20 protein-coding genes are annotated in these 24,113 nt (G+C 70.5%); 11 read left to right on the top strand and 9 right to left on the bottom strand.

All coding sequences use genetic code 11. From position 1 onward, the window contains the following. Positions 1–102 precede the first annotated feature (102 nt). Positions 103–1,956 carry a ricin-type beta-trefoil lectin domain protein gene (locus tag ACH442_RS12160; RefSeq protein WP_396337984.1) on the top strand — a complete coding sequence of 618 codons (1,854 nt, stop codon included), beginning with the start codon at positions 103–105 and terminating at the stop codon, positions 1,954–1,956. Then, positions 1,956–4,112 (top strand): carbohydrate-binding protein, encoded by a 2,157-nt coding sequence (locus ACH442_RS12155; RefSeq protein ID WP_396337983.1) that lies wholly within the window; start codon positions 1,956–1,958, stop codon positions 4,110–4,112. Before ACH442_RS12160 ends, ACH442_RS12155 begins: the two co-directional genes overlap by 1 nt. A gap of 413 nt (positions 4,113–4,525) precedes the next feature. Here ACH442_RS12155 and ACH442_RS12150 read toward each other — a convergent pair whose 3' ends face one another. Together ACH442_RS12150 and ACH442_RS12145 are read right to left on the bottom strand one after the other, a co-directional pair. After that, complete coding sequence (locus tag ACH442_RS12150) at positions 4,526–5,161, bottom strand: SnoaL-like polyketide cyclase (RefSeq protein ID WP_396337982.1); 636 nt, start codon at positions 5,159–5,161, stop codon at positions 4,526–4,528. 153 nt (positions 5,162–5,314) lie between these two features. Next, positions 5,315–6,469, bottom strand: a complete 1,155-nt coding sequence (locus tag ACH442_RS12145; protein WP_396337981.1) for a trans-sulfuration enzyme family protein — start codon at positions 6,467–6,469, stop codon at positions 5,315–5,317. A gap of 64 nt (positions 6,470–6,533) precedes the next feature. On the opposite strand from ACH442_RS12145, the gene ACH442_RS12140 reads away from it, so the two are divergent. Next, on the top strand, positions 6,534–7,967 hold the full coding sequence (locus tag ACH442_RS12140; RefSeq protein ID WP_396337980.1) for a PLP-dependent aminotransferase family protein: 1,434 nt from the start codon (positions 6,534–6,536) through the stop codon (positions 7,965–7,967). 1 nt (position 7,968) lies between these two features. Here the strand turns inward: ACH442_RS12140 and ACH442_RS12135 are convergent, their stop codons facing one another. Continuing rightward, positions 7,969–8,856: a hypothetical protein gene (locus ACH442_RS12135; RefSeq protein WP_396337979.1), complete on the bottom strand. Its 888-nt coding sequence runs from the start codon at positions 8,854–8,856 to the stop codon at positions 7,969–7,971. 71 nt (positions 8,857–8,927) lie between these two features. Here ACH442_RS12135 and ACH442_RS12130 point away from each other — a divergent pair, with 71 nt between their 5' ends. Both ACH442_RS12130 and ACH442_RS12125 read left to right on the top strand, forming a co-directional pair. After that, complete coding sequence (locus ACH442_RS12130; RefSeq protein WP_396337978.1) at positions 8,928–9,428, top strand: acyl-CoA thioesterase; 501 nt, start codon at positions 8,928–8,930, stop codon at positions 9,426–9,428. 16 nt (positions 9,429–9,444) lie between these two features. After that, the gene (locus ACH442_RS12125; protein WP_396337977.1) at positions 9,445–11,382 is read left to right on the top strand and encodes an acetoacetate--CoA ligase; all 1,938 of its coding nucleotides are present in this window, start codon (positions 9,445–9,447) and stop codon (positions 11,380–11,382) included. On the opposite strand, the gene ACH442_RS12120 is transcribed toward ACH442_RS12125, so the two are convergent. Continuing rightward, entirely contained in the window at positions 11,360–12,097 is a 738-nt protein-coding gene (locus ACH442_RS12120; RefSeq protein WP_396337976.1) for a TIGR03089 family protein, read from the bottom strand. The genes ACH442_RS12125 and ACH442_RS12120 overlap by 23 nt on opposite strands. 203 nt (positions 12,098–12,300) lie before the next feature. On the opposite strand from ACH442_RS12120, the gene ACH442_RS12115 reads away from it, so the two are divergent. Beyond that, positions 12,301–13,446, top strand: a complete 1,146-nt coding sequence (locus ACH442_RS12115; RefSeq protein WP_396337975.1) for a glycosyltransferase family 4 protein — start codon at positions 12,301–12,303, stop codon at positions 13,444–13,446. Between the two features lie 20 nt (positions 13,447–13,466). Continuing rightward, positions 13,467–14,585: a mannose-1-phosphate guanylyltransferase gene (locus ACH442_RS12110; protein ID WP_396337974.1), complete on the top strand. Its 1,119-nt coding sequence runs from the start codon at positions 13,467–13,469 to the stop codon at positions 14,583–14,585. 42 nt (positions 14,586–14,627) lie between these two features. Here the strand turns inward: ACH442_RS12110 and ACH442_RS12105 are convergent, their stop codons facing one another. The 4 genes from ACH442_RS12105 to cofD all read right to left on the bottom strand — a co-directional run bounded on the left by ACH442_RS12105 (position 14,628) and on the right by cofD (position 17,843). Beyond that, positions 14,628–15,284 (bottom strand): DUF4232 domain-containing protein, encoded by a 657-nt coding sequence (locus tag ACH442_RS12105; protein WP_396337973.1) that lies wholly within the window; start codon positions 15,282–15,284, stop codon positions 14,628–14,630. Positions 15,285–15,382: 98 nt separating this feature from the next. Beyond that, the gene (locus tag ACH442_RS12100) at positions 15,383–15,937 is read right to left on the bottom strand and encodes an NUDIX hydrolase (protein ID WP_396337972.1); all 555 of its coding nucleotides are present in this window, start codon (positions 15,935–15,937) and stop codon (positions 15,383–15,385) included. After that, positions 15,934–16,896 carry a coenzyme F420-0:L-glutamate ligase gene (locus ACH442_RS12095; protein ID WP_396337971.1) on the bottom strand — a complete coding sequence of 321 codons (963 nt, stop codon included), beginning with the start codon at positions 16,894–16,896 and terminating at the stop codon, positions 15,934–15,936. Before ACH442_RS12095 ends, ACH442_RS12100 begins: the two co-directional genes overlap by 4 nt. After that, positions 16,893–17,843 carry a 2-phospho-L-lactate transferase gene (cofD, locus tag ACH442_RS12090; RefSeq protein WP_396337970.1) on the bottom strand — a complete coding sequence of 317 codons (951 nt, stop codon included), beginning with the start codon at positions 17,841–17,843 and terminating at the stop codon, positions 16,893–16,895. Before cofD ends, ACH442_RS12095 begins: the two co-directional genes overlap by 4 nt. Before the next feature lie 95 nt (positions 17,844–17,938). Here cofD and ACH442_RS12085 point away from each other — a divergent pair, with 95 nt between their 5' ends. The 3 genes from ACH442_RS12085 to ACH442_RS12075 all read left to right on the top strand — a co-directional run bounded on the left by ACH442_RS12085 (position 17,939) and on the right by ACH442_RS12075 (position 22,590). Further along, positions 17,939–18,859: a hypothetical protein gene (locus tag ACH442_RS12085; protein WP_396337969.1), complete on the top strand. Its 921-nt coding sequence runs from the start codon at positions 17,939–17,941 to the stop codon at positions 18,857–18,859. Positions 18,860–18,954: 95 nt separating this feature from the next. Further along, positions 18,955–21,456, top strand: a complete 2,502-nt coding sequence (locus ACH442_RS12080; protein WP_396337968.1) for a bifunctional FO biosynthesis protein CofGH — start codon at positions 18,955–18,957, stop codon at positions 21,454–21,456. An 876-nt stretch (positions 21,457–22,332) separates the two neighbouring features. Beyond that, the gene (locus tag ACH442_RS12075; RefSeq protein ID WP_014688021.1) at positions 22,333–22,590 is read left to right on the top strand and encodes a WhiB family transcriptional regulator; all 258 of its coding nucleotides are present in this window, start codon (positions 22,333–22,335) and stop codon (positions 22,588–22,590) included. Between the two features lie 114 nt (positions 22,591–22,704). Here the strand turns inward: ACH442_RS12075 and ACH442_RS12070 are convergent, their stop codons facing one another. After that, the gene (locus tag ACH442_RS12070) at positions 22,705–23,070 is read right to left on the bottom strand and encodes a metallopeptidase family protein (RefSeq protein ID WP_183223054.1); all 366 of its coding nucleotides are present in this window, start codon (positions 23,068–23,070) and stop codon (positions 22,705–22,707) included. 298 nt (positions 23,071–23,368) lie between these two features. On the opposite strand from ACH442_RS12070, the gene ACH442_RS12065 reads away from it, so the two are divergent. Beyond that, entirely contained in the window at positions 23,369–23,734 is a 366-nt protein-coding gene (locus ACH442_RS12065) for a DUF3499 domain-containing protein (RefSeq protein WP_396337967.1), read from the top strand. Positions 23,735–24,113: the final 379 nt, after the last annotated feature.

Genomic DNA, 24,113 nt, shown 5'->3' with positions numbered 1-24,113 from the left:
AACCGAAACGAAGCATCCGGAACCGCCAACTCATTGACTGGCGTATTTGGCGAAGGTTTCCTTCCTGTTACGCCATCCCTTCCCCTGAGGGAGTTGCCAGTCATGAGACCCCCCGCGATATTCGCCGCTTCCCTGCTGGCCGCGAGCGTGCTGATCGCCCCGGCCGCCGCGATCGCCGCCGGCGAGACCGTCCAGGTCTACCTGACCACCACGTCGGACAGCGCCGGCCGCACCGTCACGCGCGGGCTGCAGCAGCAGGCGAGCGTCGCGTTCGGCCCGGCCGGCGGCAGCGCCGGCACGACCGTCGACGTCAACGAGGGCGCGACCTACCAGACGTTCGAGGGTGGTGGCGCGTCCATCACGGACACGACCGCCTACCTGCTGCGGGGTGGGGTGGTCACGGCGGCGACCCGGGACGCCGTGATGACGAAACTGTTCAGCCCCACGGGCGGGATCGGGCTTTCGTTCGTACGCAATCCGATCGGGGCCTCTGATCTTTCGCGGCCGGGCAATGTCTCGCTGGACGACACCTGTTGCGACCTGAACGACTTCGGCAGCAACGGCTATGACACCGATGTCCGGCTGCTCACCCAGCAGGCCGAGCAGCTCAACCCGGCGCTGCGGGTGATGGGCGTGCCGTGGAGCGCGCCGGGCTGGATGAAGGACAACGGCCGGATGGACCAGATGGGCCGGTTGAAGGCCGAGTACTACCCGATGTACGCGCAGTACCTGGTCAAGTACGTGCAGAGCTACCAGGCGGCCGGCGTCCCGGTCGACTACCTGTCGGTGCAGAACGAGCCGAACTGCTGCCAGGCCGGCAACCCGACGGCGATGAACTACCCGGGGATGAGCTGGAACCCGTCCGGCCTGGTCGAGCTGACCAAGAACAACCTGTACCCGGCGTTGCACGCGGCCGGCCTGAACACCAAGGTGCTGGTGCACGACTGGAACTACGGCGACTATGCGAGCTTCGGTTCCGGGATTCTCGGCGACGCCGGGATCCGCGGTGACTCCGCGTTCGGCGGGATCGCCTGGCACGGTTACGCGGGCAGCCCCACGATCGGGTCGGACGTGCACGCCACGTATCCCACGGTGAAGCAGTTCGAGACCGAGCACTCGGGCGGCACCTGGATCACCGACCAGCACAACGAGGACCTGAACAACATCATCGACTACACCCGGAACTGGGGCAGTTCAGTGGTGAAGTGGAGCCTGGGCGTGGACCAGAACCTGGGCCCGCACAACGGTGGCTGCGGCACCTGCACCGGTTTCATCACCGTGCAGAACGGCGGCTCGCGGGCCGGCCAGGTCGACTACACGATCGAGTACTACACGATGGGTCACCTGACGAAGTTCGTGAAGCCTGGCGCGGTCCGGATCGGCACCAACGACGGCAACGCGGTCCGGAACGTGGCCTGGAGGAACCCGGACGGCTCGAAGGCGCTGATCGCGCACAACGGTGGCACGTCCAGTCAGTCGGTGCGGGTGAACTGGGGTGGCCAGTCGTTCACCTACACCCTGCCGGCGCGGACGACGGCGACCTTCACCTGGTCGGGAACCGCGGCGTCGAGCCCGGCCGGCACGATCACCGGGCTGGGCGGGAAATGCGTCGACGTGGCCGGGGCGAACACCGCCAACGGGACCGCGGTCCAGCTCTACACCTGCAACGGTTCGGCCGCGCAGAAGTGGACCCGGAACGCCGACGGCACGCTGAGCTCGCTCGGTAAGTGCCTGGACATCGTCGGGCCGAGCAACGCCGACGGCACCCTCGCGCATCTCTGGGACTGCCACACCGGCACGTCGCAGAAGTGGACCTATGACAGCACGACCCAGCGTCTCGTTAACTCGTATTCCGGCAAATGTCTTGATGTAAAGGACAATTCGTCCGCGGATGCGACGCGGCTGCAGATCTGGACGTGCACCGCCGGCGCCAATCAGAAGTGGGTGCTCAACTGATGCTGTGGAAACTGGCCGTGGCGGCTGTGGTGGCGATCGTGCCCGCGCATCTTCCGGCACGATCGCCGATCGTCACCGGCGCCTACTCGGCGGGTGCCGCGCACTGGCAGGAACTTCCCGCGACCTATCTCGACAGATCGAGCAAGTCGGCGACGGCGACCGTCGTGGTCGACCCGAGCCGGACCGAACAGAACTACGAAGGCATCGGCTTCTCGATCGACGAGACCAGCGTCTCCAACCTGTGGAAACTGACCCCGGCCGAGCGGGAGAAGGCGATCCGCCTGCTCGCCGACCCGCGCACCGGCGCCGGCCTCGACCGATTCCGGCTGACCATCGGCAGCCCTGACCTGATCGAGCACCTGCCGTTCTGGTCCTACGACGACAGTGCCGGCGAGGACTGGAACCTCGAGCACTTCTCCATCCAGCGCGACCTGGACCTGCACATCGTCGACACGATCAAGCTGATCCAGCGGTACAACCCGCGGGCCACGTTCTTCGCGTCGGCGTGGAGCGCGCCGGCCTGGATGAAGACCAACAACAAGTTCCTCGGCGAGGTGGCCCTCAAGCCGGGCAGCACGACCGATTACTACCAGGCCGGGAAGCTGCGCGACGACTGCATCGACGTCTTCGCGCGCTACTACGTCAAATACCTGCGGGCGTACGCCCGGCAGGGCATCCGGGTCGACGCGATCACGCTGCTCAACGAGCCCGGCATGGACGTCGTCTACCCCGCGATGGACATCAGCGTCGAGCAGCAGCAGAAACTCGCCGTCGCGATCAAGCGGGAGTTCCACAAGGCCGGGCTGCGCACCGACCTCTACGTGCACGACTTCAACTTCTGGGACTGGCGCGACCCGAACAGCACCACGACCAAGAACTATCACCGGATTCTGAACGACCCGAAGGCCGCGGCGGCCGCCGACGCGATCGCGTTCCACCCGTACTGGGGCGATCCCACGGTGATGCGCGACGCGTACCAGCAGACCGGCAAGCCGGTGCACATGACCGAGACCAGCGATCTCTCGCCGGCCACGGTGCTCTCCTACTTCCGGCTCGACGCCGGCAGTTACGTCCTCTGGGCGCAGACCACCGACCAGGACGGCGGCACGCTGCACTGGACCGGCGAACGTAACAACAATGTGGACTGGGACGAGGTCGCGCGGACCAGCAAGTGGCCCGATCGGCTCGTCAAGGTCAACACCGAGACCCGGACCTTTTCCGTACGCCGTGAGCTCTACCCCCTCGGACAATTCGCCAAGTACCTGACGCCGGATCACGTGCGCGTCGAGTCGAGCGCGGCCGACCACGGCGTGAGCAGCGTGGTGTTCCGTGACGGGAACGACTGGGTGGTCGTGCTCGGCAACGCGAACACCACGGCGACCAGCACCCGGGTGATCGTCGGCGGGCGCTCGTTCGCGACGTCGGTGCCGGCCGGGGCGTACGCCACCTATCGCTGGACCGCCCGCGAACCGGACCCGCGGCACAACCGCGCCCCGCGCCTGGCCGGTGTCCCGGACATGACCGCCGACCAGTACGGCACCACTCGCGTCCAGCTCCACGCGACCGATCCTGATCACGACCGTCTGTCGTACTACGCGGTCGACCTGCCGGCCGGCGCAAGCGTCGACGCCACCACCGGGGTGCTCACGCTGAACCCGGTGGTGCCCGGTACCCAGGACGTCACGGTCGCGGTCACCGACGGGAAGGCACACGCCGAGACGACCGTGCACGTGACGACGGAGCCGCACGGCGCGCCGGTCGGGGCGATCGTCGAGGCCGAGGCGTACACCGCGCAGCACGGCTGGTCCGAGGGCGGCGCGAACTTCGTCGAGAGCAACGCCGCAGCCAGCGGCGGGAAGAACATCGGCTGGACCGCGCCCGGCAACTGGCTGTCCTACCGCTTCGACGTCCCGGCCGGCCGGCACCGTCTCGAACTGCGCGTCGCCAACGGCACCGGGGCGGTCGCGACCGGCGCGATCTCGATCCGGGACGCCGCCGGGAACGTGCTCGGCACCGTCTCGGCACCGGACACCGGCGGATGGTCCACCTACCAATCGGTGGAACTGCCGGTCTCGCTGGCCGATGGTGATCAGACAGTTGCGGTTTACTGTGAAACCGGTGGGTTCAATCTGGACTACCTACGGCTGACTGAGTAGGGGCGGTCAACCGCCGGCCTGCCGAAGGCGCGCCACAAGCTCGCCTTCGGCAGCGTCGGAGCCCGGATCGCTCCACGCCGCCTGCGTCGCCTTCGCTGTCCACGCTGCCTGCGCTGCCCACGTCGCCTTCGCGGACCGTCACTGGCGGGACTCTGCGGCCGGCGCGAACCCGCGACGGGCGGATGCGACGCGGGCGCCGTGGACGGGTTTGTTGCTCTGACCTCGACCCGCCACGGAGGCCGCCCTTCCGGGCCTCGCGTTCTGGGCCGGCCACGGCCCTGCGGGGCCCGGAAGGGTCCCCGCGGGAGCGGCGGAGGGCGACCACAGCGGAGAGGGGACATGAAGATCGTGATCGTCGGATGTGGGAAGCCGGCGCCACCCTGACTCGGGTGACGCCGGCTGATCCGGGTGTGTCAGTGGGCGACGGGGCAGCCGCCGGTGAGTTTGCCGAGGAACGCGTTCGGGTCGTAGTAGTGCTCGACCTCGAGGAGCTTCAGGTCGTCGTTGACCTTCGCGACGCTCATGCCGAACATCTCGATGGTCTTGTTGTTCGGCTGGTGGCCGTGGTATTCGCCGTCGAACGAGCCCCAGTGGCGCCACTTGAACGTGACGACCGGCGGCGGGCTGAGGACCTCGAGGACCTCCCAGTAGAAACCGTTCGGGAAGGCGCCGTGGAAGACGTCGTGCTGGCCGTCGAACGACTCCGGCTTGTAGAACGCGCTGTCGCCGATCAGCACGTTGTAGCTGCCCTGGTCGGCGATGTCCTGCGCGGAGGCCCAGCCGCCGCCGTTGATGTTGGTGCGGAAGTGCTCGGACACCATCGAGACCCAGGTGGCGGGATCCTTCTTGTGCGACACCTCCATCTCGAAGACCTGGACGATCGACTCGACGACGGCCTCGAGGGAACCCGGCGCGTGGTCCGTGGTGCGCTGCCCGGGCATCACGACGTGCGACAGGTGGTAGTCGGGGGTGCCGTGGCGGAACTCGGAGGGATCGGCGGCCTCGATGACGGCGTCCCGGCCCTGCAGCCACAACGGGGTTTCGGTCAAGGTGTGGTCCTTCCACAAGGAGGGGCAGGGGGCCTCCAGGCAGTCGCTTTTCGGTTACCCCCCGTAGTCCAAAAGCGATGATCACAGTATCCATCGTGGACCGATTGCGAAAGTCCCTATTGGTTACCACCTATTTTCAATTCGTCACACGTATTAACGATCGACAAAGTCGAGCGCTTGCTCAAGGTCTGTCACCAGGTCGTCCGGGTGCTCGATGCCGATGGCGATTCGGATGGTTCCAGGCGACAAATGCGATTCTTTCAGTTGTTCCGGAGTCAATTGCCGATGTGTGGTGCTGGCCGGATGCAATATCAGCGACTGCGTGCTGCCCAGCGACGCGGCGGCCCGGATCACCCGCAGCCGGCTCATCAGCCGCGCCCCGGCCTCGTACCCGCCGGTCAGGTCGAAGCAGAACGCGCCCGGGAAGCCGGTGATGTGCGCGGCGGCGCCCGGCTGCGGGCAGGTCACCCGGCCGACCGCGGGATGCGTGGCCAGCCAGGTCGCGACCCGGGTGACGTTCGCGGCGTGCCGTTCCATGCGCAGCGCCAGCGTGTGCAGACCGCGAATGATCAGCCACGCGGCGAACGGGTCGGCGGTCGAACCGAACTCGATCGCATGCTCCCAGACCTGTTCGTAGCATGCCCGGTCGGCGAAGACGGCGAGCCCGCCGGTGACGTCCGAGTGCCCGCCCAGGAACTTCGTGGCCGAGTGCACCACGATGTCGGCGCCGTGCTCGATCGGCCGGCAGAAGATCGGCGACGCGAACGTGTTGTCGACGGCGGTCAGCACGCCGGCCGCACGCGCGATCGGAGCCAGCGCGGGCAGGTCACTGAGGTGGCCGGTCGGATTCGCGACGGTCTCCAGGTAGAGCAGTTTCGTGCGCGGGGTGAGGGCGGCCCGCAGTTCCGCGGGGTCGCGGCCGTCGATCCGGGTGACCTCGACTCCGAAGCGTTTCTCCAGGTCGCGCAGTTGTGCGTGGGTGCCGCCGTAGACCTCGCGCTGGGCGATCACGTGGTCGCCGGCGCTGAGCAGGCTGTGCAGGAGCAGGCTGATCGCGCCCATGCCGGAGGAGGTGGCGATCGCGGCGGCCCCGCCCTCCAGGTCGGCGACCGCGTTCTCCAGGGCGCGGACGGTCGGGTTGCTGAAGCGGGAGTACGCGTAGCCGCCGTCCGGGCCGTTCAACCCGTCGGCGATCAGCTCCGGGTCGTCGAACGCGAACGACGACGTCTGGTAGATCGGCACCGCCAGCGGGCTGCTCGTGGCCGGTGCCGGCGCCTCGATGTGGACCATGCGGGTGTCGGGATGCATGCCTCGATGCTCGCCGGGCGTGACCGGCTGGGTACAGGGCCAATGCCGCTATATTGGTTCGCTGATGAATCCAATCGAGCTCGCCGCCCGGCTCGGTCGCTGGTCGGCCGGTCGCGGGCCGCTCTACCTGCTGCTCGCCGGTCGCCTCCGGGCCCTGATCGACGACGGCGAGCTGCCACCCGGCACGGCGCTGCCGACCGACCGGGCTCTCGCCGCCGGGCTGGCCGCCGGCCGGACGACCGTGGTCGCCGCCTACGACCTGTTGCGCCAGGAGGGCCGCCTGGTCCGGCGGCAGGGGAGCGGCACGTGGGTCGCGGGCGCGCCGGCCGGGCCGCCGACGCCGAACACCGCCGAGCCGACGGTCAATCCGGTCTTCCTGAACCTGCTCGACCCGCCCGACCACGTGGCGCAGTTCGCGTGTGCGGGGCCGACCGGGGCGCCGCCCGCGGTGATCGTGGCCTATCGCGCCGCGCTCGGTTCGCTCGGCGGCCCTGACCTGGGCTATCACCCGGCCGGGCATCCGCGGCTGCGAGCTGCGCTGGCCGAGCGGTACTCCGCGCTCGGCGTGCCCACGACAGCGTCGCAGATCCTGGTCACCACCGGCGGGCAACAAGGGCTCGCACTGCTGGCGCGGGCCCTGGTCGCGCCGGGCGCCGAGGTGCTCGTGCAGGCGCCGACCTACCCCGGCGCGCTGGAGATCTTCCGTGAATCGGCGGCGGCCCTGCTGCCGATCAAAACCGGGATTTCCGCGTACGGCGATGGCCTCGCCCACCGTCCGGCTCTGGCCTATCTGATCGCGCTCTGTCACAACCCGACCGGGCAGTCGATGACGCCGGCCGAGCGACAGGAGATCGTCGCTGCCGCCCTGCGCCGGCAGGTTCCGCTGGTCGTCGACGACGTGCTGGCCGACCTGAGCTTCACCGCGCCCGCCGCGCCGACGGCCGCCCTCGCCCCGGATGCCGACGAGCTGATCACCGTGGGTTCACTGAGCAAGCTGGTCTGGGGCGGCCTGCGGATCGGCTGGGTGCGGGCGCAGCCGGCGCTGATCGGGCGGCTCGCCCGGCTCAAAGCGGTGATCGACCTGGGCAGCGGGGTGCTCGACCAGCTCGCCGCGGTGGAATTGCTCGGCGACCTGGACACGCTGGTCGGGGAGCGGGCCCGGCTGCTCGCCGCGCGACACGACCATCTCTGCGCCGAGCTGCGGGAACAGCTGCCGGAGTGGGAGTTCGAGCGGGCTGACGGCGGGCAGACGCTGTGGGTGCGGCTGCCGCACGGGGACGCCGCCTCCTACGCGCAGGTGGCGCTGCGTCACGGGGTCGCGGTACTGGCCGGGGGCTCGCTGGACCCGTCCGGCGGGAGCGCGGACCGGCTGCGGATCCCGTTCGTCGCCGAGCCCGGGGTGCTGACCTCGGTGGTGCGGTCGATGGCCGAGGCGTGGCACGGATTCGCCGGCCGGGCGGCGGGAAGTCTGCCGCCCCTGCCGGCGATCGCGGTCTGAATCAGGGCGCCGGGAGTTTCAGCGGCTCGGTGGCGTCGTCGTTCTTCTCCGGGGCGTCTTTCGTCGTGGCGGTGAGGACGGTGGTCGCCTCGTCGTTCTTGTCCTTCGCCGTCGGCTGGGCCGGGATGACCGTGGTCTTGTCGTCGTCGGCCGATGTCTTTCCGGGCTCGGCGGCAATAGTTGAATTAGCGGTAATGCTGGATTTATTAGTTTTAGGCGCTTCCGGGGCCGGCGTGGTGGTGAAGACGGTGGTGGTGTCGTCACCGGCGGCGGTGACCTTCGGGCCGGCCGGAGCCGGCGTCGCCGCCGGGGTCGCGGTGGGGAGGGCCACCGTGGCATCCGCGGCCGGGGTCGTGCGCAGGAGCTGCGTCCTCTCCGCCTGCGCGGTCCGGAACATGGTCGTCTCCACCGCGGCGACGTTGGCCCCGGGCGCCACCTTGGCCGACCCGCGGAACCGCCCGATCTCACCGATGATCGGCAGTACCGGCGGCTCGTAGCGCGCCCAGCGCCGGGCGCTCAGCGCGGTGCACAGCAGCGGCACGGCGAGCAGCGCGGCCAGGCCGTAGCCCGGGCGGCTCAGGTCGAAGCCGTCCTTCACCACGTCCGGTGACCAGATCCCGGCGTACGACGACGGGTCACTCCACGCCCAGTACGTCACCCCGAGGAACACCGCTCCGGCGACCGTCGGGCCGAGCGGCGAGATCGGCGAGAACGCCATGATCGCGTACAGGATCCCGGAGAAGATCAGCAGGAGCAGGCCGCTCAGCGACTCGGCGGTGAAGAAGTCCCGCCCGCGACTGGTGAGGTCATGGGTGAAGCCGACGCCGGCGAGGACCCAGACGGCGGGGGCGAGCACGAGGGCGTACAAGATCGACCGGAGGTGGCGCATGGTCCGGGAGGCTACCTCGCTCCGCCAAGCGCTCGCCAAGCGCGCCGCAGGGCCTGACCTAAGGTGCGGATATGGAAGAACTGCAGGGGCGACCCACCGCACACGGCCGCGTCACGCTCAGCAAGATCATGACCGCGGTGGATGTCAACCTCTACGGCACGGTGCACGGTGGCGTACTGATGAAGTTCGTCGACGACGTGGCCGGGGCGGCCGCCGCGCGGCACAGCGGGGGCACCGCGGTCACCGCCGCGATCGACGAGATCCTGTTCCTGGAGCCGGTCCGGGTCGGGGACCTCGTTCACGCGTATGCACAGGTCAACTGGACCGGAACCAGCTCGATGGAGGTCGGCGTGAAGCTGGTCGCCGAGCGCTGGGACGCGGTCGGTCCGGTGATCCGGGTCGGCACCGCGTACCTGGTCTTCGTCGCGGTCGATGTGGCCGGCTCACCGCGTCCGGTGCCGCCTGTGTTGCCGTCGGACGTGGACGACCACCGTCGTTTCAAGGAAGCATTGATCCGCCGTGACCATCGGCTGGCTCGCCGCGCCGCCATTCAGAAGGCGCGGGCTGAGTGAACGTTAAGGTGGGCGTATGACAGTGCTCTGGGAGCCTCCGGCCGACGTCCGGCAGACCTCGCGGATCGGTGACTACCTGGCCTGGCTGGAGCGCGAGCGAGGCCTGATCTTCGCGGACTACGCGGCGCTGTGGGAGTGGTCGGTCACCGACCTGTCCGGGTTCTGGGGGTCGATCTGGGACTACTTCGACGTCGTCGCCCACGATCCGCCGGCCGCCGTGCTGGCGAGTGCCGCGATGCCCGGCGCGAAATGGTTCCCCGGCGCGACGCTGAACTACGCGGAGAACGTGCTGCGCATGCCCGGAGCCGATGACGACGAGCCGGTCGTCGTGGCGTACTCGCAGAGTCGCGAAGCGATCACGCTGCCCCCGGGCGAGCTCCGTGAGCAGGTGCGGCGGGTGCGGGCGGGGCTGCGGGCGCGCGGCGTCGGCAAGGGGGACCGGGTCGCCGCCTACGCGCCGAACATCCCCGAGACGTACGTGTTGATGCTGGCCGCCGCGAGCCTCGGCGCGATCTTCTCGTCGTGTGCGCCGGAGTTCGGTTCGCGCAGCGTGATCGACCGGTGGAGTCAGATCGAGCCGAAGATCCTGGTGGCGGTCGACGGCTACAAATATGGCGACAAGTCGGTCAGCAGGGCCGCCGAGGTCGAGGCCATCGTGGCGGCGCTGCCCTCCGTCGAGCACGTCGTCACTATCGGATATCTACAGGAAAAAGGGAACTTTTCCGATCTGACCGGCGAGGACGAACTGAGTTTCGAGCCCGTGCCGTTCGACCACCCGCTCTACGTGCTCTACAGCTCCGGCACCACCGGCCTGCCCAAGCCGATCGTTCACGGACACGGCGGCATCCTGCTGGAGCACCTGAAGATCCTCGCGCTGCATCACGACCTGGGCCCGTCCGACCGGTTCTTCTGGTTCACCACCACCGGCTGGATGATGTGGAACTACCTGGTCAGCGGCCCGGCCGTCGGTTCGGCCATCGTCCTGTTCGACGGCAACCCGGGCTGGCCCTCGCTGAACACCCTGTGGGACCTGGTCGACGAGGCCGGGATCACATATTTCGGCACGTCAGCGCCGTTCCTGATGGCCTGTCGCAAAGCCGGGCTGACCCCGGGCAAGCGGCTCAAGGGCGTCGGCTCGACCGGCGCCCCGCTGCCCCCGGAGGGCTTCGCCTGGGTGTACGAATCGGTCGGCCGCGACCTGCAACTACTCTCGCTCTCCGGCGGCACCGACGTCTGCACCGGCTTCGTCGGCGGCTCGCCGCTGCTCCCGGTCCGCGCCGGCGTGATCTCCGGCCGGAGTCTCGGCGCGCGGGTCGAGGCCTACGACCCGCAGGGCAAGCCGGTCGTCGGTGAACTCGGCGAGCTGGTGATCACGGCGCCGATGCCGAGCATGCCGGTCGGTTTCTGGAACGACGCCGACGGCTCGCGCTACCGCGAGGCGTACTTCGACGTCTTCCCCGGCGTCTGGCGGCACGGCGACTGGATCACCATCGCCGAGGACGGCAGTTGCGTGATCACCGGCCGCTCCGACGCCACGCTGAACCGGGGCGGCGTGCGGCTGGGCACCTCCGAGTTCTACTCCGTCGTCGAGAGTCTGCCCGAGGTCGCCGACTGCCTGGTCGTGCACCTCGACAAGGCCGACGACCCGAACGGCGAGCTGCTGCTCTTCATCGTCCCGGCCGAGGGTGCCGAGGTCGACGACGCGCTGCGCGCGCGGATCGCCCGGGAGCTGCGCGGCGCTCTCTCCCCGAGGCACGTTCCCGACGCGATTCACGCGGTACGGGCGGTGCCGCGCACGTTGTCGGCGAAAAAGCTCGAGGTGCCGGTCAAGCGGATCCTCACCGGCACCCCGATCGAGTCCGCCGCCGCCAAGGGGGCGCTGGCCAACCCGGAGTCACTGAACGCCTTCGCCGAGCTGGCGAGGACGCGGCTCACACCGCCAGGACGAGACTGACTTTTTCGGCGTTGGCCCGGGCGTCGAGTTTGGTCTCGTCGAGGTTGGCGCAGAGCACCGCGGAGGCACCCACGACCAGCGGCGCGAGCAGCCAGTCGACCGGGTCGGGGTGGATCGTGACGTCGATCAGCACCCGGTCACCGGCGCCGAAGCCGAGCTGGTTGGCCCGGTCCTCCGCGGCGGCCAGCGCGTCGGCGTGGCTGAGCTCGATCGGCCCGGCGAACGCCCGGTCGGCCGGCGCGACCGGCTCGCCCCGGAAGTGGTCGCCGTGGTTGCGCACCTCGGTCACGAAGTCCGCGTACCCCGCCGGGACCTCGCGCAGCGGCATGGCCAGCGGGAGCAGCCCGGTCGCGTACCGGTCGGTGGTGGCCCAGGCGGCCGCCTGCTCCACCCTGTCCGGGGTGGTGAACAGCGCCTCCACCGGCTGCGAGTCACCGCCCAGATCGGCCAGGTCGGCGGCGAGCCCGGCGGCCGACACGCCGAGCAGGATCGCGGCGGTCTGCCAGTGCGGCGGCAGCAGCAGCGCGACGGCGTCGCCGTGCCCCAGCCCCACGCCGTCGACGAGCAGGTTCGCGGTCTTGGACACCCAGTTGTCGAGGGTCGCGCCGGAGAGCTCGGCGCGGTCACCGGTGGCGTCGTCATACCAGGTGAGCAGGGGTGCGGCCGGGTCGTGCCGGACCGCCGCCGCGAAGACCTGGGGAATGGTGATAGTCATCAGCACTCAGACTAGGCGGTCACTCTGAGTCACCAGTTGGGTGCGTCCTCACGGCATCGATTACGGCAACGTAAGGCAACCACCGGCGTCGCGGACACTTTCCCGAAGCGTTGCGGGCGTACGCTCGGGGTGGACGCCGGGTATCCACGGCGCCCGTGTTCCATCGCTGCATCGGTACGTCGAAGACGCCAAGGAGATGCCTCGTGACCCCCGGTCGCCCCCCGCGAGTGCTGGTCGACGCCACTAGTGTCCCCGCGGACAGAGGTGGTGTCGGCAGATATGTCGACGGATTGCTCGGCGCCCTCGGGCTGCTGGGCCCGGATCGAGTGGACCTGGCCGTCGTCGCCCAGCGTTCGGATGCGGAGCGTTACCGCCGGATGCTTCCGGATGCCGAGGTGCTGCCCGGCCCGGCGGCGGTCGCGCACCGCCCGGCCCGGCTCGCCTGGGAACAGACCGGCCTGCCGCTGCTCGTCCAGCAGGTCGGGGCGGACGTGCTGCACTCGCCGTTCTACACCTGCCCGCTGCGCTCCAGCGTCCCGGTCACGGTGACCGTGCACGACGCGACGTTCTTCACCGAGCCGGAGCATTACGACAACACCAAGCGGACGTTCTTCCGCAGCGCGATCAAGACGTCGCTGCGCCGCGCCGCTCGGGTGATCGTCCCCAGCAAGGCCACCCGGGACGAGCTGATCCGGCTGCTCGACGCCGACCCCACCAAGATCGACGTGGCGTACCACGGCGTCGACCAGGCCGCCTTCCACATGCCGACCGAGGAGGAGAAGGCCCGCGTGCGCGCCCGCCTCGGCCTCGGCGACGCGGGCTACGTGGCGTTCCTCGGCGCCAAGGAGCCCCGGAAGAACGTGCCGAACCTGATCCGCGGCTGGGCGCGCGCCGTCGCCGACTGGCCGCACCCGCCGGCGCTGGTGATCGCCGGTGGTCAGGGGCACGACGACGACATCGACCGGGCGGTCGCCGAGGTGCCGTCGCACCTGCGGCTGCTGCGCCCGGGCTACCTGCGCTACGCCGACCTGCCCGGCTTCCTCGGCGGCTCGCTCGTCGCCTGCTACCCGTCGTTCGGGGAGGGCTTCGGCCTGCCGATCCTGGAAGCGATGGCCTGCGGGACACCGGTGCTCACCACTCCCCGGCTCTCGCTGCCGGAGGTGGGCGGCGACGCGGTGGCGTACACGACCGAGGCTCCCGAGCGCATCGCCGAGGATCTCGCCGACCTGCTGCACGACGAGCAGCGGCGGCAGACTCTGGCCAAGGCCGGCTTCGACCGGGCCAAGGAGTTCACCTGGGCCTCCAGCGCGGAAGTACATGTAACAACGTGGAATCGGGTCGCGAACTGAGCCCTACTACACTCCCGGCCATGAGCGACGAACAGAGTGCGCTGTACGGAGTGGTTCTGGCAGGTGGCACCGGAACCCGCCTGTGGCCACTGTCCCGCGCCGGTCATCCCAAGTTCCTGCACCCGCTGACCGGTACCGAGGCCTCCCTTCTGCAGGCCACGGTGGACCGGTTGGACACACTCGCCACCCCCGATCGGGTGTTCGTGGTGACCGGCGTGGCCCATGCCGCGGCGGTCTCCCGGCAGCTCGCCTCCGTGCCGGACGAGAACGTGCTGGTCGAGCCGTCGCCGCGGGACTCCTGCGCGGCTATCGCGCTGGCCGCGGCGGTGATCGCGCGCCGTGACCCGGAAGCGATCATGGGCTCGTTCGCCTCCGACCACCTGATCGCCGACAAGGCCGAGTTCGCGAACGTCATCCGCCGCGCGATGGTGGGCGCGAAGGACGGCCTGCTGATGACCCTGGGCATCACGCCGACCCGCCCCGAGACCGGTTACGGCTACCTGCAGTGCGGCGGCGAGCTGCACGAGGGCCCGGTGCTCCAGGTCGAGGAGTTCAAGGAGAAGCCGTCGTACGACGTGGCCGAGTCGTACGTGAAGTCCGGCAACTACCTGTGGAACGCCGGCATGTTCGTCTGGCGCGTCGACGTGTTCCTCGCCGAGCTGGCCCGTCAGCAACCGCAGCTGGCCTCCGGCGTCAGCCGGATCGCGGCGGCGTGGGGCACCTCCGAGCAGGAGGAGGTGCTCGGCGAGGTCTGGCCGACCCTGCCCCGCATCTCGGTGGACTACGCGGTGATGGAGGGCGCGGCCGCGGTCGGCCGGGTCGCCACCGTGCCGGGTGACTTCGGGTGGAACGACGTCGGTGACTTCCACACCCTCGGCGAGGTGCTGACCGCCGACCCGGCCGGCAACGTGGTCGTCGGCCACGAGGCCGAGGTGGATCGGCCCACCGTGCTGCTGCGCGACACGGAAAACCTGGTCGTCGTGCCCGGCTCCGGCCGCCTGGTCGCCGCGATGGGCGTTCGCGATCTGGTCATCGTGGACACCGCCGACGCGGTGCTGATCTGCCCGCGGGAGCGCGCGCAGGAGGTCAAGAGCCTGGTCGACCAGCTCAAGGAACTGGGCCAGCACGGCTACATCTGACAGTCACTGAGGGCCGCCCGCGGGCGGCCCTCAGTCCGTTCGTCACCAGGCGACGACGCCCTGGTTGCTCGGCTGCAGCGTGCCGATCTGCAGCGACTTCATGGTGATCCCGCTGCTCTCCGCGTTCGGGAAGCCCTCCAGCGTGGCGACCGGTCCGTCGGTCGACGCCTCCAGGTTGTAGCGCAGGGTGTTGCCGACTCCGCAGTTCGCGTCGGCCTTGTCGCAGCTGGTCCACTTGATGCCGGCGAAGGCCGAGGTGCCCGGCTTCACCGTGAACGCCTCGGCCGGGCCGGGCTCGTTCACCTTCTTCGTCGGCACCTTCACCACCTCGTCGGCCGCGTCGACCAGCGAGATCGCCACCCAGCCGTCGAGCGTGCAGGCGCTCTTGCCGCCGTTGGTCAAGGTGACCAGGCCCTTCAGGGTGGATCCGGTGCCGTCCGGCTGCAGGGTGACCGTGGTCTTCAGGTCAGCGCTGCGGCAGGCGGCCGCACTGGTGGAACCGGACTTCGTGGTGGCCTTGGTCGCCGCGGGGCCGGCCTTCGCCGGGGCTGACCCGGTCGTCGGCGCGGTGGCGGCCGCCGCGCTGGTGGGCGCCGCCGTGGTGGGCGCGGCGGCCGGCTGCGCCGCGCCGGAACACCCGGCCGTCACACCGAGCACGAGCAGAGCCGGGACGGCGACCATCAGAGTCCGCGTACGCATTTCCTGTCCTCCAGTTGTGAATCAACTGGGGACGATCCTGCCGCCGGGACCGGCCGCCGGGACGGGCGAAACGCCTCGACGGCACGAAGACGGGAGGATCAGCCCAGCCGGGCGCGGGCCGGGGCGATCTGCTGCACGACACCGGACGCGAGCGGGCTGGGCAGCGCGTCCGTCGTGAACCAGGCCAGCTCGGCCGACTCCGCGCTGATCCGCTCGACCGAACCGGCCGGGGCGCGCAGCAGAAAACGTACGTCGAAATGAACTGAGTCGGTCGCCGGGGCGCCCTCCGACGCACCGCAGCGCACCTCGTGGATGTCGATGTCGATCGGCTCCGGATCGAGGATCAGCCCGTCGATGCCGGACTCCTCGGTCGCCTCCCGCAGCGCGGCGGCGGCCAGCGTCTCGTCGCTCTCCTCGCAGTGGCCGCCGAGCTGCATCCACAGCCCGAGCCGGCCGTGCAGGCAGAGCAGGACCCGGCCGGTCTCATCCATGATCAGCGAACTGGCGGTGACGTGGCCGGCGCGGTGCGCTCGGGTCATCGCCACCGGGCCGTCGGCGAGCAGGCCGAGAGTGCGTTTGCGGTTCACCTCGGCGGCGTCGGAGGTGGCGTTCCAGCTGGTCAGGACACGGACAGCATCCTCGTACAGGCTCATGCTTCTCCGAATCTGATCGTCGCGCCCTCGTCGTCGTACTCGATCGTGCTGGTGATTCCCTCGGCCGCGAGCGCCGCGCGGATCGCCTGAGCATCGGCGCCCAGCCGCACCAGATCGGCCGGCCGGGACCCGGCAGGACCGACCCGCAGCGTGCCGGAACCCTCGTCGACCAGCTTGGCGAGCGTTTCCCGCGGCACGTCGGCGGCCATCCGGGCGGCGTCGCGCAGCCCCTCGGCGCGGGCCTCGGCGGTGCCCAGACTGAACATGTCGCTCTGACCGTCTCTGATCAGCACGGACACACCCACGTCGGCGTTCTCCCGCCGGATCGGATAGCCGCGCACGACCGCGACCGGCACCTGGTCACACTTGCCCTTGACCAGTTCCGCCGCCGCGGAGAGCTCATCGACCACGGCCATCTGGGTCAAACTCAGTTCATTCCCGTACGGATCGGTCTGCCCCCGATGATCGAGGAGAGCGTCGATCCCGGACGCGCCGAGCGCCACGTCCGTCAACCCGTTCCGCCAGGCGCGACCCATCGTGTCCGAGACGATGACGGCCACGTCGAGCCCGCGCGCGGCCAGGTCGGCCCGCAGCCGGCGCGCGGACGCGTCCGGGTCGGCCGGCAGCAGGACCAGGTGGGTCTTGTCCACGTTCGACGCGTCGATGCCGGCCGCCGCCATCACGAACCCGTGGCGGGTCTGCACGATCGTGGTCGGCCCGCGACGCGCCACCACGCGGGCGGTCTCCGACTCCAGCACCCGCACCCGGGCCTCGTCACGTTCCGGGCCGTCGGCCGGCACCTCGACCAGGCGGCCCTCCGCCTTCGACACGATCTTGCTGGTCACCACGAGCACGTCCCCGTCCCGCAGCCAGGGCGCGGCCGCGGTGATCAGCTCGGCGAGATCGTCGCCGGGGGTCACGTCGCCGATGCCCTCGACCGGAAGGATCTCCAGTCTCATCGGGCCAGCTCCAGCGCGTCGGCGACCATCCGGCTGGTCAGCGTCTCGTCCTTCATCCACAGCGGGACCGCGCGGGTCCTCACGCCGGGGATCTCGGCGCCGGCGTCGGACGTGTCGACCAGCCAGCCGTCGAGCAGGCCGCCCTCGGCCCGCGGCCCGTACATCCGGCCGACGCCGGCCGCGCTGACCTCCACCTCGAGCGTGGCCAGGCACTTGTCGGCCATCCCCCGCACGGGTGAACCTCCGATGATCGGGGAGAGCCCGACGACCGGGGCGGAACCGTTGACCACCGCGTCCCGGATCTCCGGCACGGCCAGGATCGGGGCGATGCTGACGACCGGGTTGCTCGGGGCGATCAGCACCACGTCCGCCTGCCCGAGCGCGTCGAGCACCCCGGCGGCCGGCTTCGCGCTCTCCGCGCCGCGGAAGACGAACCGGTGCGTCGGCACGTCGCCGCGGTAACGCACCCACCACTCCTGGAAGTGGATCGCCTTGCGCTCGCCGTCGACATCGACCACTACGTGTGTCTCCAGCCGGTCGTCGGTGGCCGGCAGCATCGTGACCCCGGGCTGCCAGCGCTCGCACAGCGCGGCGGTGACCTGCGACAACGGGAATCCCGCAGTCAGCATGGTGGTGCGCACCAGGTGGGTGGCGGTGTCCTTGTCGCCGAGCCCGAACCAGGACGGCTCGACACCGTACTTCGCGAGCTCCTCCTTGACGACCCAGCTCTCGCCGACCCGCCCCCAGCCGCGTTCCGGGTCGGCCGCGCCGCCCAGGGTGTACATCACGCTGTCCAGATCCGGGCAGATCTGCAACCCGTGCATCCGTACGTCGTCGCCGACGTTGACCACCGCTGTGACCTCGGCGCCGATGGCACGGGCGTGCGCGCGCACGCCGACGAGGAACCGGGCGCCGCCGATACCCCCGGTAAGTACCACGATCCGCATCCGACCATCCTCTCCCACCCGCGTCGCCGGGCCGGTTGCCGGGTGGCGGTTTACTCTGGGCGGGCCTCGATCACCGCACGACCGGGAGTTCTACCGTGACCAGTCCACCGCCGCCCACGCCGGCCGAGAGCAAGTCGATCGGTCAGTACGTGACGCCACTGCGCGACCTCGCCGCGTACGTCCTGGCCGGTGCGTCAGCCGCGTTCGTGCTCGCCGCCGTCATCCGGCTCTTCGACGACGTCACGGCGAGCCGGCACCCGTTCATCGGCCTCGCGACGGTCGTGATGCCGCTGGCCGCCGTGCTCCTGGCGCACGGCCTGAAGCCCGTCCACCCGAAGGCCCGGCTGATCACGCTGGTCGCGCTCGGGGTGTACGCGGTGATGGGCTTCTTCGGCGTGATCTTCGACCTGCTCGTCGCCGTGATCAAGCTGGCGTCGCACAGCCCGGGCCGGGCGTTCGAGACGCTGCTCGTGCGGATCGGCTGGCTGGCGGTGTTCGCGCTCGCGGCGTACGCGCTGGTGCAGATCTGGCGCGGCCTCTACCTGGTGCCCAAGCCGAAGCCGCAGCCCGGGGTGTACGGGCAGCCGCAGACGCCGTTCGGGCAGCAGCCCTACGGCCAGGCGTACGGTCAGCCGCCGTTCCCGGGGCAGCCGCAGCCGGGGATGTACGGGCAGCCGGTTCCCGCGCCCGTGCCGTCGTACGCGCCGGGCACCTACGGCCAGCCTCCGGCCGCGGCTCACCCGGCCGCACCGGTCCAGCCACCGGCGCAGCCGAGCTGGAATCAGCCGCTGATCCCGACGCCGCCGCTGACCACGCCGCCGCCGGCGTCCGCCCCGCCGGCGTCCGCCCCGCCGGCGCCGGCCGCGCCCGCCGCGTTCCCGGTGCAGCCCGCGCCGTTCGCCGAGCCGACCCAGGTGGTGCCGCGGGACGAGCCGGCCCCGATCGACCGGACCAGCAAGCTCCCGGACGAGCGTCCCGGCTTCGGCCCGGCCGACTCCGACCCGCCCCGGCACTGATTCCCTGTCCACAGGGTCGCCTTGGTGTTTTACGACACTGGGCGGGCCTGTGGACGGCGGCGGCAGTCGAAACGATTCCGGTCTAGGTTGTTTTCGTGGCAGAGGTCAACCAGGCACCGACCGAGGCGAGCATCCGGCGCGCGTTGCGCCGCGCCGCCGACGGTAAAGCGATTGACGTCGACGAGGCGACCGCGCTGCTCGCGGCGACCGGCGACCAGTTCAGCGAGCTGCTGGACATTGCCGGCGGCATCCGTGACGCAGGGCTGCGCGAGGCCGGGCGGCCGGGCGTGGTGACGTACTCGAAAAAGGTCTTCATCCCGCTCACCCGCCTCTGCCAGGATCGATGTCATTACTGCACGTTCGCCACCGTGCCGCATCGCCTGCCCGCCGCGTTCCTGGAGCGCGACGAGGTGCTGGAGATCGCCCGGCAGGGCGCCGCCCAGGGCTGCAAGGAGGCCCTGTTCACGCTCGGCGACCGTCCGGAGGAGCGCTGGCCGGCGGCCCGGCAGTGGCTGGACGAGCGGGGATACGACTCCACCCTCGACTACGTGCGGGCCTGCGCCATCGCGGTGCTGGAGGAGACCGGCCTGCTGCCGCACCTCAACCCGGGCGTGATGAGCTGGCCCGAGCTGCAGCGGCTCAAGCCGGTCGCGCCGAGCATGGGCATGATGCTCGAGACCACCGCCACCCGGCTCTGGTCCGAGCCGGGCGGCCCGCACTACGGCTCGCCCGACAAGGAGCCCGCCGTCCGTCTCCGCGTGCTGGAGGACGCCGGCCGGGTCGGCGTGCCGTTCACCACCGGCATCCTGATCGGCATCGGTGAGACTCCGGCCGAGCGCGCCGACGCGCTCTTCGCGATGCGCCGCGTGGCCCGCGAGTTCGGCCACATCCAAGAGATCATCATTCAGAACTTCCGCGCCAAGCCAGACACGGCGATGCGCGGGATGCCCGACGCCGAGCTGCGCGAGCTGGCCGCCACGGTCGCCGTCGGCCGGATCATCATGGGCCCGCGGGCCCGCATCCAGGCCCCGCCGAATCTGATCGACGCCGAGTTCTCGCTGCTGCTGCGGGCCGGCATCGACGACTGGGGCGGGGTCTCCCCGGTGACACCCGACCACGTCAACCCGGAGCGGCCCTGGCCGCAGATCGACCTGCTCGCCGCCAAGTCGGCGGAGAGCGGCTTCACCCTGCGCGAGCGCCTGACGATCTACCCGGAATACGTGCGCCGCAGCGACGAGGGCTGGCTCGACCCGCGCCTCGCGGCTCACGTGGCCGCCCTCTCCGGCGCCGACGGCATGGCGCGGGAGGACGCGTTCCCGATCGGCCTCCCGTGGCAGGAGCCGGAGGAGACGTTCGGCACCGGCCGCACCGACCTGCACACCGCGGTCGACACCGAGGGGCGCACCGGCGACCGCCGCTCCGACTTCGACTTCGTCTACGGGGACTGGGACGAGGTCGCCGCCCACGTCAAGACCGCCAGTTCGGAGACCCTGCCGGCGGACGTGCTCGCCGGTCTCAAGCTCGCCTCGACGAACCCGGCCGCGCTGCTGCTGCCGGAGCACGAGGACAAGGCGATGGCGTTGTTCAACGCCGACGGCGGCGCGCTCGACGAGCTCGCCCGGATCGCCGACGACCTGCGGAAATCGGTCAACGGCGACGACATCACGTACGTCGTGAACCGCAACATCAACTTCTCGAACGTCTGCTACGTGGGCTGCCGGTTCTGCGCGTTCGCCCAGCGGGAGAAGGACGCTGACGCGTACCGGCTCTCCGTCGAGCAGGTCGCCGACCGGGCCGAGGAGGCGTGGCGGGACGGGGCGTCCGAGGTGTGCATGCAGGGCGGCATCGACCCGAAGATGCCCGTCACGGCGTACGCGGATCTGGTCCGGGCGGTGAAACAGCGTGTGCCGGGGATGCACGTCCACGCGTACTCACCGATGGAGATCGTCACCGCCGCGTCCAAGGCCGGCGTGTCGCTCAAGGAGTGGCTGACCGAGCTGCACGGGGCGGGGCTGGGCACGATCCCGGGCACCGCGGCCGAGATCCTCGACGACGACGTGCGCTGGGTGCTGACCAAGGGCAAGCTGCCCACCGCCACCTGGGTCGAGGTCGTCACCACGGCCCACCAGGTCGGGATCCGCTCCAGCTCCACGATGATGTACGGGCACGTCGACCACCCGCGCCAGTGGCTCGGCCACTTCCGGGTGCTGGCCGGGATTCAGGACGTGACCGGTGGCTTCACCGAGTTCGTGGCGTTGCCGTTCATCCACACCAACGCGCCGATCTACCTGGCCGGGATCGCCCGCCCCGGCCCGACCTGGCGGGAGAACCGCGTCGTTCACGCCATGGCGCGGATCCTGCTGCACGGCCGGATCGACAACATCCAGTGCTCGTGGGTGAAGCTGGGCGACGAGGGCACCCGGGTGATGCTCAACGGCGGCTGCAACGACCTCGGCGGGACGCTGATGGAGGAGACGATCTCGCGGATGGCGGGGTCGGAGCACGGCTCGGCGCGGACGGTGGCCGAGCTGAAGGAACTGGCGGGCGCCGCGGGCCGCCCGGCTGTCGAGCGCACGACGGTCTACGGCCGCCGCTGACCATCCGCGAGACGCGGTTCGTCCCTGTTCCGGGGCGGGCCGCGTTTCGCTGTCTCCGCCGACCGGTTTCACGCCGGCGGGCGTGACCCGCGCCCGTGTGGCCTGCCCGGCCCGGGGCGCAGCGCTCCGCTGGGCCGCGGGGTGCCGCTGGGCCGCAGTGCGCTGCCGGGTCGCAGGGTCGGTCGCAGGGGTGCTGCCGGGTCGCAGGGGTGCTGCCGGGTCGCAGGGCGCTGCCGGGCCGCAGGGTGCTGCCGGGTTGCAGGGTGCTGCCGGGTCGCAGCGGGCCGCCGGGCGCGGCGCGTCGTCGGGGTGTTCCGCGTGAGGCTCGGCGTGCCGGGTGACCCGGAGAGGGTGGGGATTGACACGGAAGTTGAAGGTTTCGATTCGGGGGCGGCTGGGGATACGCCGCCGCGAACGAACCGTTTGGACCGTCTCAACGCGCCGGTCGCGGGCGGACCGTCCCTCGTGGCCGGGCATGCTCGGCCAGCATCGTTACCCGTGGGTACAGGCCTTCCTGCGGGCCGGAGTCCGCCCTGTTCGGAGCGGAAATCGGGGGAGGGTTCGGACCGGTCGCGTGACCCCCCTTCTGGTCAGGTAACAAAACGGGTTAAATTGGACGTGTAGGCGGAGGCTCGCGTTACCTCCCGGTGGCCCCGGGAGATAGGGCTGGAACGGGACTTCGACGCGCCCTGGCGCCGAGGAGAACCGGGCCCATTTATCAGGTTCGGCTTGACGACGCACGTCTTACACGCGTGTAATTTTGGTGGGGTTGTGGGGACGATGTGCGACTTTTGCGTCGAACCCGCAGAAACACGCCGCGTGCGTGGGGGGTCAGTGCCGGCATCGCTGCCGGCGCAGAAATTTGGAGGCACGCCGATGGAAGCGCAGGTTGAAGGGGTAGACCTGCTCGGGGACGCGCCCGAGTGGCAGGAGCGGGCGCTGTGTTCACAGACCGATCCGGAAGCCTTCTTCCCGGAGAAGGGCGGATCGACGCGCGAGGCCAAGCGCATCTGCGGCCGCTGCGAGGTCAAAGCCGAATGTCTGGAGTATGCACTCGGCCACGACGAGCGCTTCGGGATCTGGGGTGGACTGTCCGAACGTGAACGTCGCAAGTTGAAGCGTCGGGTCGCCTGACCCGACCCGGAGTGGAGCGGCACGGCGAACCGAGCGAGGGGGCACGGCAGCCGGGCACGCACCAGCCGCATCCGAGTGTCAAGCACCGCGGCGCGGAAGATCGCGCCGCAGGCGTCAGGCCAGCTCGTCCGGGTCGACGCCGAGCAGGTTGGCAACCTGCTCGATGATCACGTCGTGGACGAGGTCGGCGAGGTCCTCCCGGTCCATCGCCCGGAACTCCAGCGGGCGCCGGTAGAGCACGATCCGCGGTGGCAGCTCGTGCCGCCCCGGGCGGCCGGGCAGCAGGCGGGCCAGGGGCACCTCGCCGTCCTCCAGCACGTCCGAGTCGTAGACGTTCAGCTCGGGTGGCACGTCCTCGACCGCGAACTCGACGCCGGCCAGCTCTTTCGCATAGCGGCGCTCCAAGCTCTCGACGGTGTCCAGCACCAGGTCGTCGAAGATCTCCGCCTTGGTGCGGGCCAGGGGCACGGTCGCCGGCACCAACCGGCCACGCAGGCCACGGCCGTGCCGATCACGCCGCGCCGGATGACCCGGGCCGGAGGGACGCGCCGCCTTCGGATCGGTGCGGCGGCGTTCGGGACTGGTGGTCACCTGCTGAGCGTATCCCCACCCGGGCGACATCCGTGGTCAGCCCGTTCCTCACCGTGTGTCCCGGGGGTTAATTCGTCCCATCGAGACGGCGTGTCGGCCGACCATGGCCGAATCGTGATGCATCACGGGTCGGCGTGTCGCGGGGTAACGCTCCCCAGAAGGCCCGGCGGAGAGATAACGTGCCGCCGTGAGGTCACCACGGCGCTGCTCCCGGAACGGCTGTCCCCGACAGGCGGTCGCCACCCTGACCTACGTCTACAGCGATTCGACCGCTGTCGTCGGTCCGCTGGCGGCGTTCGCCGAACCCCATACGTACGACCTCTGCGAGCCGCACGCCCGCAGCCTCACCGCCCCGCGAGGCTGGGAGCTGGTCCGCCACGACGGCGACTTCGCGCCGCCGCCCCCCACCACCGACGATCTCGTCGCCCTGGCCGAGGCTGTCCGCGAGGCGGCCCGTCCGGCGCCGCCCCCGCGCCCGGACACCCAGAACCAGCAGCCCGGCCACCAGACCGGTCGCCGCGGCCACCTCCGCGTCATCCCGCCCTCCCACTAGCCCGCCCCGCGCGCCGACGCGAGAGCATCGCACGGCGTCACGCGGGAGCGTCGCACGGCGTCACGCGGGAGCGTCGCACGGCGTCACGCGGGAGCACTGCACGGCCTCAGAGCGGGAGCACTGCACGGCCCCAGAGCGGGAGCACTGCACGGTGCCGGAGTAAAAGCACCGCACCGCGCCGGAGTCAGTGCACCGCACACCCCCAATGTCCAGCGCGCCGCACAGCGCCGGCCGGGGCGCCTCTCACCCCAACTACGCGCGTCACGGCCTCGGCTGGTTCCCCGGAGGTTTCAAGCACCCCGAAACACCCCTGGGGGGTCGGTCAAAAGCGCGACCGGCGGCGGGCCGCAGGCGGCAGCACGGCTGACGCGGCGGGACG

Origin of the sequence: Actinoplanes sp. NPDC020271, from assembly GCF_044388125.1 — a bacterium.
Classification (GTDB): Bacteria; Actinomycetota; Actinomycetes; order Mycobacteriales; family Micromonosporaceae; genus Actinoplanes.
The sequence above is the reverse complement of the archived record's forward strand: the minus strand, read 5'-3'. Positions and strand labels throughout refer to the sequence as shown.

Bases quoted from the DNA above. Each gene is read 5' to 3' on its own strand.
- ACH442_RS12145 (WP_396337981.1), bottom strand. From the start codon at position 6,469: ATGCATCCCGACACCCGCATGGTCCACATCGAGGCGCCGGCACCGGCC.
- ACH442_RS12110 (WP_396337974.1), top strand. From the start codon at position 13,467: ATGAGCGACGAACAGAGTGCGCTGTACGGAGTGGTTCTGGCAGGTGGC.
- ACH442_RS12105 (WP_396337973.1), bottom strand. From the start codon at position 15,284: ATGCGTACGCGGACTCTGATGGTCGCCGTCCCGGCTCTGCTCGTGCTC.
- ACH442_RS12120 (WP_396337976.1), bottom strand. From the start codon at position 12,097: ATGACTATCACCATTCCCCAGGTCTTCGCGGCGGCGGTCCGGCACGAC.
- ACH442_RS12075 (WP_014688021.1), top strand. From the start codon at position 22,333: ATGGAAGCGCAGGTTGAAGGGGTAGACCTGCTCGGGGACGCGCCCGAG.
- ACH442_RS12140 (WP_396337980.1), top strand. From the start codon at position 6,534: ATGAATCCAATCGAGCTCGCCGCCCGGCTCGGTCGCTGGTCGGCCGGT.
- ACH442_RS12130 (WP_396337978.1), top strand. From the start codon at position 8,928: ATGGAAGAACTGCAGGGGCGACCCACCGCACACGGCCGCGTCACGCTC.
- ACH442_RS12095 (WP_396337971.1), bottom strand. From the start codon at position 16,896: ATGAGACTGGAGATCCTTCCGGTCGAGGGCATCGGCGACGTGACCCCC.
- ACH442_RS12160 (WP_396337984.1), top strand. From the start codon at position 103: ATGAGACCCCCCGCGATATTCGCCGCTTCCCTGCTGGCCGCGAGCGTG.
- ACH442_RS12155 (WP_396337983.1), top strand. From the start codon at position 1,956: ATGCTGTGGAAACTGGCCGTGGCGGCTGTGGTGGCGATCGTGCCCGCG.
- ACH442_RS12135 (WP_396337979.1), bottom strand. From the start codon at position 8,856: ATGCGCCACCTCCGGTCGATCTTGTACGCCCTCGTGCTCGCCCCCGCC.
- ACH442_RS12100 (WP_396337972.1), bottom strand. From the start codon at position 15,937: ATGAGCCTGTACGAGGATGCTGTCCGTGTCCTGACCAGCTGGAACGCC.
- cofD (WP_396337970.1), bottom strand. From the start codon at position 17,843: ATGCGGATCGTGGTACTTACCGGGGGTATCGGCGGCGCCCGGTTCCTC.
- ACH442_RS12125 (WP_396337977.1), top strand. From the start codon at position 9,445: ATGACAGTGCTCTGGGAGCCTCCGGCCGACGTCCGGCAGACCTCGCGG.